Source organism: Pseudomonas sp. B26(2017) (genome assembly GCF_002113045.1).
Classification (GTDB): Bacteria; Pseudomonadota; Gammaproteobacteria; order Pseudomonadales; family Pseudomonadaceae; genus Aquipseudomonas.
On sequence record NZ_NEJJ01000013.1, the window covers coordinates 154,698 to 169,896 of the forward strand.

The 15,199-nt window shown below is 60.2% G+C and carries 18 protein-coding genes; all 18 read right to left on the minus strand.

Annotation, left to right across the window (positions count from 1 at the left end; genetic code table 11):
- Positions 1-70: 70 nt before the first annotated feature.
- Positions 71-1,222 (minus strand): outer membrane protein assembly factor BamB, encoded by a 1,152-nt coding sequence (bamB, locus tag CAF79_RS20070; RefSeq protein WP_085699825.1) that lies wholly within the window; start codon positions 1,220-1,222, stop codon positions 71-73.
- Positions 1,215-1,856 carry a tetratricopeptide repeat protein gene (locus CAF79_RS20075; protein WP_011335807.1) on the minus strand — a complete coding sequence of 214 codons (642 nt, stop codon included), beginning with the start codon at positions 1,854-1,856 and terminating at the stop codon, positions 1,215-1,217. Before CAF79_RS20075 ends, bamB begins: the two co-directional genes overlap by 8 nt.
- Positions 1,857-1,897: 41 nt before the next feature.
- Positions 1,898-3,187 (minus strand): histidine--tRNA ligase, encoded by a 1,290-nt coding sequence (gene hisS / locus CAF79_RS20080; protein ID WP_085699827.1) that lies wholly within the window; start codon positions 3,185-3,187, stop codon positions 1,898-1,900.
- 22 nt (positions 3,188-3,209) lie between these two features.
- Positions 3,210-4,319, minus strand: coding sequence for a flavodoxin-dependent (E)-4-hydroxy-3-methylbut-2-enyl-diphosphate synthase (gene ispG / locus CAF79_RS20085; RefSeq protein WP_007956680.1), 1,110 nt, complete (start codon positions 4,317-4,319; stop codon positions 3,210-3,212).
- A gap of 3 nt (positions 4,320-4,322) precedes the next feature.
- Positions 4,323-5,375 carry a RodZ family helix-turn-helix domain-containing protein gene (locus CAF79_RS20090; RefSeq protein ID WP_085699829.1) on the minus strand — a complete coding sequence of 351 codons (1,053 nt, stop codon included), beginning with the start codon at positions 5,373-5,375 and terminating at the stop codon, positions 4,323-4,325.
- The gene (gene pilW, locus CAF79_RS20095) at positions 5,375-6,133 is read right to left on the minus strand and encodes a type IV pilus biogenesis/stability protein PilW (RefSeq protein ID WP_085699831.1); all 759 of its coding nucleotides are present in this window, start codon (positions 6,131-6,133) and stop codon (positions 5,375-5,377) included. Before pilW ends, CAF79_RS20090 begins: the two co-directional genes overlap by 1 nt.
- Positions 6,134-6,145: 12 nt before the next feature.
- Positions 6,146-7,294: a 23S rRNA (adenine(2503)-C(2))-methyltransferase RlmN gene (gene rlmN, locus CAF79_RS20100; RefSeq protein WP_085699833.1), complete on the minus strand. Its 1,149-nt coding sequence runs from the start codon at positions 7,292-7,294 to the stop codon at positions 6,146-6,148.
- A gap of 28 nt (positions 7,295-7,322) precedes the next feature.
- Entirely contained in the window at positions 7,323-7,748 is a 426-nt protein-coding gene (gene ndk / locus CAF79_RS20105) for a nucleoside-diphosphate kinase (RefSeq protein WP_065257687.1), read from the minus strand.
- Between the two features lie 87 nt (positions 7,749-7,835).
- The gene (iscX, locus tag CAF79_RS20110; protein ID WP_085699835.1) at positions 7,836-8,036 is read right to left on the minus strand and encodes a Fe-S cluster assembly protein IscX; all 201 of its coding nucleotides are present in this window, start codon (positions 8,034-8,036) and stop codon (positions 7,836-7,838) included.
- A gap of 14 nt (positions 8,037-8,050) precedes the next feature.
- Positions 8,051-8,392 carry an ISC system 2Fe-2S type ferredoxin gene (gene fdx / locus CAF79_RS20115; RefSeq protein ID WP_007964424.1) on the minus strand — a complete coding sequence of 114 codons (342 nt, stop codon included), beginning with the start codon at positions 8,390-8,392 and terminating at the stop codon, positions 8,051-8,053.
- Entirely contained in the window at positions 8,392-10,257 is a 1,866-nt protein-coding gene (gene hscA, locus CAF79_RS20120; RefSeq protein ID WP_085699837.1) for a Fe-S protein assembly chaperone HscA, read from the minus strand. The genes fdx and hscA overlap by 1 nt, the downstream gene beginning before the upstream one ends.
- Positions 10,258-10,308: 51 nt before the next feature.
- Positions 10,309-10,830 carry a co-chaperone HscB gene (gene hscB, locus CAF79_RS20125; RefSeq protein ID WP_085699840.1) on the minus strand — a complete coding sequence of 174 codons (522 nt, stop codon included), beginning with the start codon at positions 10,828-10,830 and terminating at the stop codon, positions 10,309-10,311.
- Between the two features lie 8 nt (positions 10,831-10,838).
- A complete protein-coding gene (gene iscA / locus CAF79_RS20130; RefSeq protein WP_003227904.1) occupies positions 10,839-11,162 on the minus strand; it encodes an iron-sulfur cluster assembly protein IscA in 324 nt (107 codons plus the stop codon).
- Between the two features lie 34 nt (positions 11,163-11,196).
- Entirely contained in the window at positions 11,197-11,583 is a 387-nt protein-coding gene (iscU, locus tag CAF79_RS20135) for a Fe-S cluster assembly scaffold IscU (protein WP_003227907.1), read from the minus strand.
- 101 nt (positions 11,584-11,684) lie between these two features.
- Positions 11,685-12,899: an IscS subfamily cysteine desulfurase gene (locus CAF79_RS20140; RefSeq protein ID WP_064599246.1), complete on the minus strand. Its 1,215-nt coding sequence runs from the start codon at positions 12,897-12,899 to the stop codon at positions 11,685-11,687.
- Positions 12,900-12,949: 50 nt separating this feature from the next.
- On the minus strand, positions 12,950-13,441 hold the full coding sequence (gene iscR / locus CAF79_RS20145) for a Fe-S cluster assembly transcriptional regulator IscR (protein WP_007956690.1): 492 nt from the start codon (positions 13,439-13,441) through the stop codon (positions 12,950-12,952).
- A gap of 168 nt (positions 13,442-13,609) precedes the next feature.
- A complete protein-coding gene (gene cysE, locus CAF79_RS20150) occupies positions 13,610-14,386 on the minus strand; it encodes a serine O-acetyltransferase (protein ID WP_085699842.1) in 777 nt (258 codons plus the stop codon).
- 2 nt (positions 14,387-14,388) lie between these two features.
- A complete protein-coding gene (gene trmJ, locus CAF79_RS20155; RefSeq protein WP_085699844.1) occupies positions 14,389-15,159 on the minus strand; it encodes a tRNA (cytosine(32)/uridine(32)-2'-O)-methyltransferase TrmJ in 771 nt (256 codons plus the stop codon).
- Between the last annotated feature and the right edge of the window lie 40 nt (positions 15,160-15,199).

Genomic DNA, 15,199 nt, shown 5'->3' on the forward strand with positions numbered 1-15,199 from the left:
CGCCCATGGGTGTTGCAAACCCTGCCGGAGCAGGGCCGCTTGGGGATCAACCCCAAGCATAGTCAAACCATTACTTGATGGTCAGGGCTTCCAGTTTGCCGCTGTTGCCATACACATAAATCGTGTCACCCACCACCAGCGGACGGGCGCGCAGGCCGTCGCTGTCGATGCGCTCGCGGCCGACGAAACGACCGTCCACCTGACTCAGCAGGTGCAGGTAACCTTCCAGGTCACCAACTGCAACGTAACTGGAGAACACTTCCGGCGCCGACAGTTGACGACGGGCCAGCGAGTCGTTGCTCCACAGTGCTGTGGTGGAACGCTCGTCGACGCCTTCAACGGTGCCCGACGACAGGCTTACGTAAACGTTGCCGAAACCCTGTGCAACACCGGCGTAGCTCGACGCGTCGCGCTGCCAGAGTTGACGGCCGCTTTCCAGATCCAGTGCCGCAACGCGACCCTGATAGCTGGCTACGTACAAGGTGCCGCCGGACAGCAGCAGACCGCCGTCGATGTCGACCACGCGCTCCAGTTCCGAACGACCTTGTGGAATCGCGATCCGCTGTTCCCAGACCGGCACGCCGTTGGAAATGTCGAGAGCGACCACTTTACCGGTCGACAGGCCAGCCACCGCGAGGCGGTTGGTGACGATCGGTGCGCTGGTGCCGCGCAGGGTCAGTACGGCCGGCGTGCTGTCATACACCCAGCGCTGGTTGCCGGTGGACGCGTCCAGACCAATCAGACGATCGTCCTGGGTCTGTACCACCACCACGTCACCGTTGTTGGCCGGTGGCGCGAGGACTTCGCTGTTGACGCGCGAACGCCACTTCTCTTCGCCGTTGATGGCATCGAGGGCAACGACTTCACCGCGCAGGGTGCCGACCATGACCAGACCGTAACCCACGCCAACGGCGCCGGACACGGGCAGTTCAAGGTCTTTCTTCCATTTCACGTCGCCATTGCTGCGATCCAGGCCCATCACGATACCGGTCACGTCGGCCGCGTAGATGGTGTCACCGTCGATCGCCGGCACCAGCATGTTGTACGTTTCGCCCTGACCGTCACCGATCGAACGGCTCCACTGCTTGTGCAGGACCACTTCTTCTTTGAAGTCGGTCAGCTCGGCCGGTGGCAGTTCTTTTTTGCTGTTGCTGCTGCAACCCGCGGCCAGAATGGCCAGAGCCAGCACTGCTGCATGCTTCCAACCGATCACGTCACGCATCCCCTTTGGCCAGGTCGTCCAGCTTGATTTGAAGGCCACCGACCGCCGCTTCATCCGACAGTGCCGCCTTGGCTTTTTGATACGCCGCGTTCGCTTCGTCGGTACGGCCCAGCTGTACCAGCAGGTCGCCCTTGAGTTCTTCGCGAGTGGCCAGGAACGACTTGTCGGCATCGCCTTCGAGCAGTTTCAGGGCTTCATCGGCCTTGTTCTGTGCACCCAGTACCTGCGCCAGACGCTGACGGGCGATTTCGCCCAGCGCCGGGTTGGCCGGTTTGGCCACGATGGCCTTGAGTTCGGTCGCCGCGTCGTCCAGCTTGCCGCTGTCGACCGCTACCTTGGCCACGAACAGGCTGCCGTACTGCGCGTAGGCAGAACCGCCGAATTCGCTGTTGAGCTTGCCGGCCAGATCCGCAACGCGCGCGGCGTCAGGCTTGCCGTCCGGGGTCAGCGTGGTTTCCAGCAATTGCTGATAGAGCACCGAGGCGCCTTGCGACTGGTTGCTCTGATACTTGTGATAAGCCTGCCAGCCGAACACGATGACCAGCGCCAACAGGCCGCCGGTGACCAGAGGTTTGCCGTTGCGTGTCCACCAGTCCTTCAAATCCGCCAACTGTTCGTCTTCGGTACTCGACACCCCAATACTCCTTAATCGCTAAATCGGCTGTTTGGACAGCTTCAACCCTGCACGACGCAGGTGGCCAGGTGTGCAGCGAGCGCATCCCAGGCAATGCTTTGTTGTTCGCCCTGGCCACGCAGGGGTTTGAAACCTACCACTTGCTGGGCCATTTCGTCGTCACCGAGGATCAGTGCGTACAACGCACCGCTCTTGTCGGCTTTCTTGAACTGGCTCTTGAAGCTTCCGGCGCCGGCATTGACTTGCAGACGCAGGTTGGGCAGTTGGTCGCGTACACGCTCGGCCAGGGCCAGACCGGCCAGCTCTGCTTCTTCGCCGAAGGCGCAGAGATAGACGTCGACCTGACGGGAGATTTCTTCCGGAATCTGCTCCAGGGTTTCCAGCAGCAGCACCAGACGTTCGATGCCCATGGCGAAACCGACGCCCGGAGTCGGCTTGCCGCCCATCTGCTCGACCAGGCCGTCATAGCGCCCACCCGCGCAGACGGTGCCCTGGGCGCCGAGCTTGTCGGTGACCCATTCGAATACGGTCTTGCTGTAGTAATCCAGACCACGCACCAGCTTCGGGTTCAGCACGTAAGGAATGCCGACGGCATCCAGACGGGCCTTCAGGCCTTCGAAGTGGGCACGGGATTCGTCATCCAGGTAGTCGGCCATTTTCGGCGCATTGACCAGCACGGCCTGGGTGTCGGCATTTTTGGTGTCGAGCACGCGCAGCGGGTTGGTTTTCAGGCGACGCTGGCTGTCTTCGTCCAGTTTGTCGTGGTGCGCCGAGAGATACTCGACCAGCGCTTCACGATAACGACCGCGGGACTCGCTGGTGCCGAGGCTGTTGAGCTCGAGCTTGACCGCATCACGGATGCCCAGCTCGCCCCACAGGCGCCAGGTCAGCACGATCAGTTCGGCGTCGATGTCCGGACCGTCGAGGTTGAACACCTCCAGACCGATCTGGTGAAACTGGCGATAACGGCCTTTTTGCGGGCGCTCGTGACGGAACATCGGGCCGATGTACCAGAGTTTCTGTACCTGGCCACCGCCGGTGATGCCGTGCTCGAGCACCGCACGCACGCAAGCGGCCGTGCCTTCCGGACGCAGGGTCAGTGAGTCGCCGTTGCGATCGTCAAAGGTGTACATCTCTTTTTCGACGATGTCGGTCACTTCACCGATCGAGCGCTTGAACAGCTCGGTGAACTCGACGATCGGCATGCGGATCTGCTTGTAACCGTAGTTATCCAGCAAACGCGAAACAGTGCCTTCGAAGTAGCGCCATACCGGCGTCTGTTCCGGCAGGATGTCGTTCATGCCACGAATGGCTTGCAGGGACTTGCTCACAGAAATTCCTTAATTCGTTCGATCAGCCGCGCGCGATAACCGCTGCGTCAGCTTCGACCTTCTCGGCCGCTTTCTCGCGGATCAGCTTTTCCAGCTCGTCCACCAGATTGTCATTCGTCAGTTTCTGCGACGGCTTGCCGTCGATGTAAATCAGGTTTGGCGTGCCGCCGGTGAGGCCGATATGGGCTTCCTTGGCTTCGCCGGGGCCGTTGACCACACAACCGATCACCGCGACATCCAGCGGCACCAGCAGGTCTTCAAGGCGCCCTTCCAGCTCGTTCATGGTCTTGACCACATCGAAGTTCTGCCGCGAGCAGCTCGGGCAGGCGATGAAGTTGATGCCACGGGAACGCAGATGCAAAGACTTGAGAATGTCGTAACCGACCTTCACTTCCTCGACCGGGTCGGCCGCCAGGGAGATGCGGATGGTATCGCCAATCCCCTCGGCGAGCAGCATACCTAGGCCCACGGCGGATTTCACTGTACCGGAACGCAATCCACCGGCTTCGGTGATGCCCAGGTGCAGCGGCTGGACGATTTCCTTGGCCAGCAGACGGTAGGCTTCAACGGCCATGAACACGTCGGAAGCCTTCACGCTGACCTTGAAGTCCTGGAAATTCAGGCGTTCAAGGTGTTCGACGTGACGAAGGGCGGATTCGACCAACGCGGCCGGCGTCGGCTCGCCGTATTTCTTTTGCAGGTCTTTTTCCAGGGAACCGGCGTTGACGCCGATGCGGATCGGGATACCGCGGTCACGGGCGGCATCGACCACCGCACGCACTCGGTCTTCGCGACCGATGTTGCCCGGGTTGATGCGCAGGCAATCCACACCCAGCTCGGCCACGCGCAAAGCGATCTTGTAGTCGAAATGGATGTCGGCAACCAACGGCACCTTGACCAGTTGCTTGATCTTGCCGAACGCCTCGGCGGCGTCCATGTCCGGCACCGAAACGCGGACGATGTCGACGCCGGCGGCTTCCAGACGGTTGATCTGCGCGACGGTGGCAGCGACGTCATTGGTGTCGCTGTTGGTCATGCTCTGCACAGCGATAGGGGCATCGCCGCCCACGGGCACGTTACCGACCCAGATCTTGCGCGATTCGCGACGTTTGATTGGAGATTCGCCGTGCATGACTTATTGACCCAACTTCAGGCGAGCGGTCTCGCCACTGGTGAACGGAGCAACATCGACCGGCTGGCCGTTGTAGCTGACCTGGGCGCCACGGGCTACGCCCAGACGCACGGCAAACGGAGGCTTGCCGACGACAGACAGGCTGTCGCCCTTACGCTTGAGGCCGCTGTACAGCACTTTGCCGCTGCCATCGGTCACTTGAGTCCAGCAATCGGCGATGAACTGCACCTGAACCTGGCCTTGACCTGCAGCCGGAGCAACTGGCGCTGTCGGCGCGGGTGCAGCGACGACCGGAGCTGCCGGGGCGGTGACGGTCGGCGCCGGCGTGGTCGGAGCGGCAGGTGCCGGATTCGCTGGAGCAGTAACCACAGGCGCTGGCGTATGGGCCGGGGCAGCCGGAGTGGCGGCTGGCGCAGCGGGTGCCGGAGCAACCGGTGCGGTCGCTGGGGCTGCAGTCTCGGCACCGGTCGATTCAGCCGTGGTTTCCGACTGTGGCAGCGCCAGAGAGGTCGAGCCCTCGGCCTCGCCTTCCGCGACGGCCTGGTCTTCCGGCTCGTCCAGCGGATGAATCTGGGTGGTGCCGTCGGCGCCTTCGACTTCGACGTGTTCCGGGGTCAGGCCGATCAGGTCCTTGGTACGCAGCGAAGTCTGATCCTGCCACCAGACGAAACCGCCGCCGATGACCGCAATCAGCAGCAACAGGCTGACGATACGCAAAATGGTGTGGGAAACCCGCACCGGCTCTTCGATACGGCCCAGGGCGTGGACGTTGCTGCCCTGGGAATCGGTGCCGGTGGACTGGTCGAATTGCTGGACCAGAACGGTCTGGTCCATGCCAAGCAATTTGGCGTACGCGCGAATGTAGCCGCGAGCAAAGGTATGCCCGGGCAACTTGTCGAATGCGCCGGCTTCAAGATTGCTCAGGGAAGTCACGGTGAGGTTGAGCTTGAGGGCCACTTCGGCCAGCGACCAGCCATTGCTTTCGCGGGCCTGGCGCAGGGTCTCACCGGGATTAACGCGATTCGCTGCTACAACTTCGGGATGCGCCGCTTTCATCATTGCTCCGACAGGTATTGCTGATATTCCGGCGTACCGGGATAGAGTCGTTTTAATTGCAGGCCCGCACTGGCGGCCTTGTCGCGATCTTCAAATACTTTTGCCAACCGAACGGCGAGCAACAGACTACGTGCATTTTGCTCGGAGAGCTGGCTGAAACGGTCGTAATAGTCACGCGCGGGCACATAATGCCTGTCTTCGAATGACAACTCAGCCATTTCCAGCAATGCCCTTGGCTGCTGGCGGTTCAAACGCAGCGCTTTTTCCAGCTGCTGCTGCGCCAGATCACGCTCCCCGAGCTTCGCCGCCGTCATGCCGAGGTTTTCGAATACCCGCGAACGCTCAGGATACAGGGTATCGGCGGCTGCCTGTTCAAATCGCTCGTAGGCTTCCTTGTAACGCTGTTCTTCGTAGAGAAAACTGCCGTAGTTGTTGAGGATGCGTGCATCGGCGGGACGGGAGGACAAGGCTTTGCGGAAGTGTTCGTCAGCCAGTTTCGGTTCCATTTCAGCCTGAAATACCAGCCCCAGCGCGGCATTGGCGTCGGGATCCGAACCGTCCAGCTCCAGGGCCTTCTTCAGTGGAACCTTGGCCCGCTCGGTCATGCCCTGCTGCAAGTATCCCAGCCCCAGTTGCACGTAGGCAGCACGCGCTTCGTCACGGCCCTTGCTGGTCTTCATCGGGTTGTAATCGCCCGACAGGACACAACCAGCACACAGGCTGGTCAACAGCAACAGCAGCGCAAAGCGCAGGGACATAGAGATCCTCTCTTAGTTAGTGTTCGCGGCGTTCTGTGCCAGATCGCTGTCGGCGCTCAATTCACGCACGGCGATGTAACGTTCGCTGCGACGGGTGCGATCCAGCACCTGCCCTACCAATTGACCACAAGCCGCGTCGATGTCTTCACCACGAGTGGTGCGCACAGTGACGTTGAAACCGGCCTGGTGAAGCTGATCCTGGAACCGGCGGATGGCGTTGTTGCTCGGCCGCTCGTACCCGGAATGCGGGAACGGGTTGAACGGAATCAGGTTGATCTTGCACGGAATGTCTTTCAGCAACTCGATCATTTCCACGGCGTGCTCAAGCTTGTCGTTGACGTCCTTGAGCAAGGTGTACTCGATGGTCAGCACGCGCTTCTCGCCCAGTTCGGACATGTAGCGCTGGCACGACTCGAGCAGCATCTTAAGCGGATATTTCTTGTTGATCGGCACCAATTGGTTACGCAATGCGTCATTCGGTGCGTGCAGGGACAACGCCAGGGATACGTCGATATGCTTGGCCAGCTCATCGATCATCGGCACCACACCCGACGTGGACAGGGTCACGCGGCGCTTGGAGATCCCGTAGCCCAGGTCATCCATCATCAGATGCATGGCGGCCACGACGTTGTCGAAGTTCAGCAGCGGTTCGCCCATGCCCATCATCACCACGTTGGTGATGGCGCGGTCGATGGTAGCCGGAACACTGCCGAAAGATTTGTTGGCAATCCACACCTGGCCGATGACTTCGGCGGCGGTGAGGTTGCTGTTGAAGCCTTGCTTGCCGGTGGAGCAGAAACTGCAGTCCAGGGCACAGCCTGCCTGGGACGAAACGCACAGAGTGCCGCGTTTGCCCTGGGGGATGTAAACGGTCTCGACACAGCTGCCGGACGCCACGCGCACCACCCACTTGCGGGTGCCGTCGCTGGAAATGTCCTCGCTGACCACTTCGGGACCACGGACCTCGGCAACAGCCTTGAGCTTTTCGCGCAAGGCCTTGCTGACGTTCGTCATGGCGTCGAAATCATCGACGCCAAAGTGGTGAATCCATTTCATTACCTGACCGGCACGGAAACGCTTCTCCCCGATTGAGTCGAAGAATTTTTCCATTTCCGGCTGGGTCAGCCCCAGCAGGTTGGTTTTAACAGTCGATATCGTCATGGATTCACCTTCACTCTCAAGCCAATGCTTAGCGAGTGGTTACTTCGGTAGCTGCGAAGAAGTACGAGATTTCGCGAGCGGCAGCGGCTTCGGAGTCCGAACCGTGAACGGCGTTGGCGTCGATCGATTCAGCGAAGTCGGCACGGATGGTGCCTGGAGCAGCTTCTTTAGGGTTGGTAGCGCCCATCAGCTCACGGTTGCGAGCGATGGCGTTTTCGCCTTCCAGAACCTGAACAACCACTGGACCGGAGATCATGAAAGCAACCAGGTCACCGAAGAAACCGCGCTCTTTGTGCTCAGCGTAGAAGCCTTCAGCTTCGGCTTTGGACAGTTGCTTCATTTTCGAAGCAACCACTTTCAGACCAGCCTTTTCGAAACGGGTAACGATTTCGCCGGCAGCGCCTTTTGCAACGGCGTCAGGCTTGATGATAGAGAAAGTACGTTGAACAGCCATGGTGTAACTCCAGAAACGGTAATTTGCGAAAAATTAAACCCGCGAATTATACGCGGGTTCTTGGGTATTGCCTAACCTGCGAGACGATCAGTCCAATTCATTGGCCCAGAGCTCCTGAACCGCTTCCAGAACCTTCTCGCCAACGCGGCCAGAAGTCTTATCGAAGTCAGGCAGTTCCTCGATCATATGCTGCAGACGGACAAAACCTACAGAATACGGATCGAGCCCCTCATGGGCCTCGGCCAGCTCTTCTGCAATACGTTGAACATCATTCCAACCGTAGCTCATGACAGTCTTACCAGTCAGTGCGGCGCTTCGGCCGCATGGTTAAGCGAATATTTCGGGATTTCGACGGTGATGTCTTCTTCACCGACGATCGCCTGACAGGCCAGGCGCGATTGCGCTTCCAGACCCCAGGCGCGATCAAGGAAGTCTTCTTCCAGCTCGTCAGCCTCTTCCAGCGAGTCGAAACCCTCGCGGATGATGCAGTGGCAAGTGGTGCAGGCACAGACACCGCCGCAGGCGCTTTCCATCTCGATATGGTGTTCGTGGGCCAGCTCGAGAATCGAAGTGCCGGGCTCAGCCTCGACCACCATGCCTTCAGGGCAGAACTTCTCGTGGGGCAGAAAAATGACCTGCGGCATCAGATATCCTCGATTTCATTCAGATTGCGCCCCGACAGAGCGGCTTTCACCGTCTGATCCATACGACGGGCTGCAAAAGCATCGGTCACTTGCGACAGACGCTTGGTCTGCTGCTCGATGGCATAGCCATCAGTGCCTTTCATCAGTTCGGTCAGTTCCTGCACCTGCAGATCGATGACCATGCGCTCTTCGGCGTCGAGCAAACGCTCGCCATCCGCCTCCAGAGCCCCCTGCACCGCTTCGATCAGGCGCTGGGCATCGACTTGCTGCTCACGAAGCACGCGAGCGACCTTGTCGTCATTGGCGTGCTGGAACGAATCTTTCAGCATCTTGGCGATTTCGCCGTCGGTCAGCCCGTAGGACGGCTTGACCTGGATGCTCGCCTCAACGCCCGAGCCCAGTTCACGGGCCGAGACGCTGAGCAGACCGTCGGCATCAACCTGGAAGGTCACACGAATTTTCGCCGCGCCGGCCACCATCGCCGGAATACCGCGCAATTCGAAGCGAGCCAGTGAGCGGCAATCGCTGATCAACTCACGCTCGCCCTGCAACACATGGATCGCCATGGCCGACTGGCCATCTTTATAGGTGGTGAAGTCCTGTGCGCGTGCGACGGGGATGGTGGTGTTGCGCGGAATCACCTTCTCCATCAGGCCGCCCATGGTTTCCAGACCCAGGGACAACGGAATCACGTCGAGCAGCAGCAATTCGCCGCCATCACGCTTGTTGCCGGCCAGCGTATCGGCCTGGATCGCAGCACCAATGGCCACCACTTGATCCGGGTCGATTTCGGTCAGCGGCTGACGACCGAACGCTTCGGCGACAGCTTCGCGAACACGCGGAACGCGGGTCGAACCACCGACCATGACCACGGCGTGCACGTCTTCCAGCTCGACGCCGGAATCACGCACGGCACGGCGGCAGGCTTTAAGACTGCGGGCGACCATCGGTTCGATCAACGCATCGAAGGCTTCGCGGGTCAGCTGTGCTTTCCAGTCGCCGTAGGCAACTTCAACAGTGTCAGAGTCCGTCAGGGCTTCTTTGGCAGCGCAAGCGGCTTGCAGCAAGCTGCGCTGTGCACCCGGATCGAGGTCGGCGGACAAACCGGCACTCTGGATGATCCAGCCGGCAATCGCATGATCGAAATCGTCACCGCCCAGGGCACTGTCGCCACCGGTGGCCAGGACTTCGAACACACCGCCGGTCAGACGCAGAATCGAAATATCGAATGTGCCGCCACCCAGGTCGTAAATGGCGACCAGGCCTTCGGCATGCTGATCCAGACCGTATGCCACCGCTGCTGCGGTCGGTTCATTGAGCAGACGCAGCACGTTCAGACCGGCGAGTTTCGCCGCATCCTTAGTAGCCTGGCGCTGGGCATCGTCGAAATACGCCGGAACGGTGATCACCGCGCCCACCAGCTCGCCGCCGAGGGTGGCTTCAGCGCGCTGACGCAATACTTTCAGGATATCGGCGGAAACCTCGACCGGGCTTTTCGGGCCCTGCACGGTGTCGATGAACGGCATGTGCGATTCGCCGCCGACAAAGCGGTACGGCAGCTGATCGCCCAATTGCTTGACGTCGGACAGACCACGCCCCATCAGGCGTTTGACCGACAGCACGGTATTCAGGGGGTCGGAGGACGCAGCCAGCTTGGCCGACTCGCCGACTTCGACGCGATCGGCGTGATAACGCACGGCGGAAGGCAGGATGACCCGTCCTTCGGCATCGGCCAGCGGCTCGGAAAGACCACTGCGCAATGCAGCGACCAGCGAATTGGTAGTACCCAAGTCGATCCCCACAGCCAGACGACGCTGGTGCGGTTGAGGACTTTGGCCGGGTTCGGCGATCTGCAGTAGGGCCATCGTGATCAGGACTTATCTGTATATCAGGCGTGCGACCGGAGCGGCACTGGGTTAATCGTCGAGGCGCTCTTCTAACTGGCGCACTTCGTAGGTGAGCTTGTCGAGGAACTGCATGCGCCGCATCAGGCGTTCGGCCTGTTCGCGTTGCGCTGCATCATCCCAACAGGCTGCGAAGCTTTCGTTGAGCTCTTCCTGCGCGGTTTTCAGGCGACGCTTGAAAGCCGCGACACCGTCCAGGTCGGCACTGTCCTGCAGATCTTCGAGCTCTTCGCGCCATTGCATCTGCTGCAAAAGAAACTCGGGATCGTGGACGGTGACTTCCATCGGCACTTCATGCCCGCTGATGGTCAGCAGGTAGCGTGCACGCCGGGCCGGACTCTTGAGTGTCTGGTAGGCATCGTTGAGCCGCGCAGACTGCTCGAGCGCCGACCGCTGCTCGCGCTCGGAAGCATCGGCAAAGCGGTCAGGATGAACGCCGCGCGCCAACTCGCGATAGCGCGTGGCCAACTGCTCGAGATCCAGGCGAAAGCCCGGTTGCAGCTCGAATAAAGCGAAATGACAAGGAGTACCCACGACAAGCCTCAGATGTTGAAGCTTTCGCCGCAGCCACATTCACCGCGTACGTTGGGGTTGTTGAACTTGAAGCCTTCGTTCAACCCTTCCTTGACGAAGTCGAGCTCGGTGCCGTCGAGGTAGGCCAGGCTTTTCGGGTCGATGATCACTTTCTCGCCGTGACTCTCGAACACCTGATCTTCTGCAACCACCTCGTCGACAAACTCCAGCACGTAGGCAAGGCCGGAACAGCCCGTGGTGCGAACACCCAGACGAATCCCCTCACCCTTGCCGCGCCCGTCAAGGGAGCGCCGCACGTGTCGAGCAGCCGCTTCTGTCATGCTGATAGCCATCGTTGACTCCTTACTCGTCGCCAAATCTTGAAAGTCAGATCAAGCCTTTCTTCTGCTTGTAATCGCGAACGGCGGCCTTGATGGCGTCTTCAGCGAGAACCGAACAGTGGATTTTCACTGGCGGCAGGGCCAGTTCTTCAGCCAGCTGAGTGTTCTTGATGGTTTCAGCTTCGTCCAGGGTCTTGCCTTTCATCCACTCGGTAGCGAGGGAGCTGGAGGCGATAGCCGAACCGCAGCCGTAGGTCTTGAACTTGGCGTCTTCGATAACGCCCTGGTCGTTGACCTTGATTTGCAGACGCATCACGTCGCCGCACGCCGGAGCGCCGACCATGCCGGTGCCAACGTCCGGATCTTCGGCGTTCATCTTGCCGACGTTACGCGGGTTTTCGTAGTGGTCGATGACCTTTTCGCTGTAAGCCATGATTCTCAATCCTCACTCATCAGGGCCGCTCTTGAGACCCTGCAACTGCGCTGCGTAAACCGCCGCGTCGCTACAGGATCCGTATCCGGCGGCTTCTATATTTAGTGTGCCGCCCACTCGATCTTCGAGATATCGACGCCGTCTTTGTACATGTCCCACAGCGGCGACAGAGCGCGCAGCTTGGTAACGGCCTCGCAGACTTTCTGCGCGGCGTAGTCGATTTCTTCCTCGGTGGTGAAACGGCCGAAGGTAAAACGGATCGAGCTGTGTGCCAGTTCGTCGTTGCGGCCCAGGGCGCGCAGTACGTACGAAGGCTCCAGCGACGCCGAGGTGCAGGCCGAACCGGACGAAACCGCCAGATCCTTGAGCGCCATGATCAGCGACTCGCCTTCAACGTAGTTGAAGCTCAGGTTCAGGTTGTGCGGAACGCGCGCGGTGAGGCTGCCGTTGACGTACAGCTCCTCCAGATGCTCGACCTGCTTGTAGAAGCGATCGCTCAATGCCTTGATGCGAACGTTTTCGGCAGCCATGTCTTCCTTGGCCACACGGAACGCTTCGCCCATGCCGACGATCTGGTGAGTCGCCAGGGTGCCGGAACGCATGCCGCGCTCATGACCGCCGCCGTGCATGGTCGCTTCGATGCGCACACGCGGCTTGCGGCTGACGTACAGCGCGCCGATGCCTTTAGGGCCGTAGGTCTTGTGCGCGGAGAACGACATCATGTCGACTTTCAGTTTCTGCAGGTCGATTTCGACCTTGCCGGTGGACTGAGCGGCGTCGACGTGGAACAGGATGCCTTTGGAACGGGTCAGCTCGCCGATGGCGGCAATGTCGTTGACGGTGCCGATTTCGTTGTTCACGTGCATCACCGACACCAGGATGGTGTCTTCGCGCAGCGCGGCTTCGATCATGGCCGGGGTGATCAGGCCGTCTTCGGTCGGATCGAGGTAGGTGACTTCGAAACCTTCACGCTCCAGCTGGCGCATGGTGTCGAGGACAGCCTTGTGTTCGATCTTGGAGGTGATCAGGTGCTTGCCCTTGGAGGCGTAGAAATGTGCCGCACCCTTGATTGCCAGGTTGTCGGACTCGGTGGCACCGGAGGTCCAGACGATTTCACGCGGGTCGGCGTTGACCAGGTCGGCCACCTGACGACGGGCGTTTTCGACAGACTCTTCGGCCTTCCAGCCGAACACGTGGGAACGGGACGCCGGGTTGCCGAAGTTTCCGTCGACCAGCAGGCATTCACTCATTTTTTGCGCAACGCGCGGATCGACCGGGGTGGTCGCAGAGTAATCAAGGTAAATCGGCAATTTCATGGACTATCTCCTAAATCAGGCTGGCTGGCGTGCCGCTAGCTCTCTGGCTGTCATTCGACGGCGGACGCTTCAATCTTGTCCAGGCGCGGCGCCTTGCCATTGCAACGACGCTGATCCTGACGCTGGGCCACTTCCTGCACCTCACGGCGAGTTACGAGGTCGGCCAAGCTGATACCGCTGAGAAATTCGTGAATCTGCAGGCTCAGATCGCACCACAGGTGGTGGGTCAGGCAAGTGTCACCGGAGTGGCAGTCGCCCTGGCCCTGGCATTTTGTTGCATCGACCGATTCGTTCACCGCATCGATCACCTGCGCCACCTGGATGCCCTGCATGTCGCGGGACAACTGGTAGCCACCGCCCGGACCGCGAACACTGGAAACCAGGTTGCTGCGGCGCAGCTTGGCGAAAAGCTGTTCGAGATAGGACAGGGAGATGCCTTGGCGCTCGGAGATATCGGCCAGGGACACGGGCCCGTGTTGCGCGTGCAACGCCAGGTCAAGCATGGCGGTCACGGCGTATCGGCCTTTTGTAGTCAGTCGCATGGACAATTACCACGGAGTTCGGAATGGGCGGGAGTATGCAATTCCCGAGCATTTAAGTCAACTATAAGACCTAGTGCTTTAGTCGGGTTTACCCGCAAAAGAGCGCGCGAATGATAGCAGGGTCTGCGGCCTAATGGCACACCGGTCGGCAGCAGCCCTGCAAGCGCGTCAATGGAGCTTGGATTCGTCCTTGCCCTTGACGCAGGCGAAGTCTTCTTCACGCAGCTCGGGCAGATCTTTCGCACAGTAATTGCTGCCCAGATCCTTCAGCGCGCCGCACATTCCCTCCAGACGCCCGTCCACCGCTTGCAGATGATCGAGCAACTGGCCAATGGCGCGCGCCACCGGATCGGGCATGTCTTCGCTGACGCCATAGGCATCGAAACCGATTTTTTCGGCCATCGCCTTGCGCTTGGCGTCGACCTCATCATCAGACTTGACGATGATCCGCCCCGGAATCCCCACAACAGTCGCGCCCGGAGGCACCTCCTTGGTGACCACGGCGTTGGAACCGACCTTGGCGCCAGCACCTACAGTGAACGGACCAAGCACCTTTGCACCCGCACCCACCACAACGCCGTCACCGAGCGTCGGGTGACGCTTGCCCTTGTTCCAGCTGGTGCCACCCAGAGTCACACCCTGATAGATCGTCACGTCATCGCCGATTTCAGCGGTTTCGCCGATCACGATGCCCATGCCATGGTCAATGAAGAAGCGTCGACCGACCTTGGCGCCCGGATGGATCTCGATCCCGGTCAGCCAGCGACCGAAGTTCGACACCAGCCGCGCCAGCCATTTCAAATCGTTGCGCCAGAGCATGCCGGCCAGTCGGTGAATCCAGATTGCATGCATGCCGGGGTAGCAGGTCAGGACTTCAAAAGCGTTACGCGCCGCCGGGTCTCGGTGGAATACGCTCTGGATATCTTCACGCAAACGCTCGAACATCATTAATCCTTCCGCTTAAGGAGCTCGCCACGGGCCGCTTTCTGGGTTTCCGTGAGGATGCCACGCAAAATATTCATTTCCGCCCGGCTGACCGAGCTGCGTCCGTACAACCGGCGCAGGCGCGCCATCAAGTGCCGCGGTTTTTCCGGATCGAGGAATTCGATGGCCACCAGGGTTTGCTCAAGGTGTTCATAGAACCGCTCCAGCTCATCCATGGTCGCAAGCTCTGCGCTTTTCACGGAGGCCACTTCTTCCTTCTCAATCTTGGTCGGCTGGCCTTGTGCAGCCAGCCACGCCATGCGCACTTCATAACTCAACACCTGCACCGCCGCCCCGAGGTTCAGCGAGCTGAACCCAGGATCGGAGGGGATGTGCACGTGATAGTGACATCGCTGCAGCTCGTCATTGGTCAGGCCGGAATCTTCACGACCGAACACCAGCGCGATTTCCGCGCCCTGCCCTGCCTCCTCGACCACTTTGGTCCCGCACTCGCGCGGATCCAGCAATGGCCAGGGAATACGCCGGTCACGGGCACTGGTGCCGAGAACCAGATTGCAACCGACCAGGGCGTCTTCCAAGGTGGCGACGACTTGCGCGTTTTCAAGGATGTCGCCGGCACCCGAAGCGCGGGCATCGGCTTCGTGATGCGGAAAGACACGCGGATCAACCAGCACCAGACGCGACAGGCCCATGTTTTTCATGGCGCGCGCGGTCCCGCCGATGTTTCCCGGATGGCTGGTATTGACCAGGACGACACGAATATTTTGCAGCACGGCGGGCGCTCTCGGACTCGGCAAAGGGGTGCAAATCTTA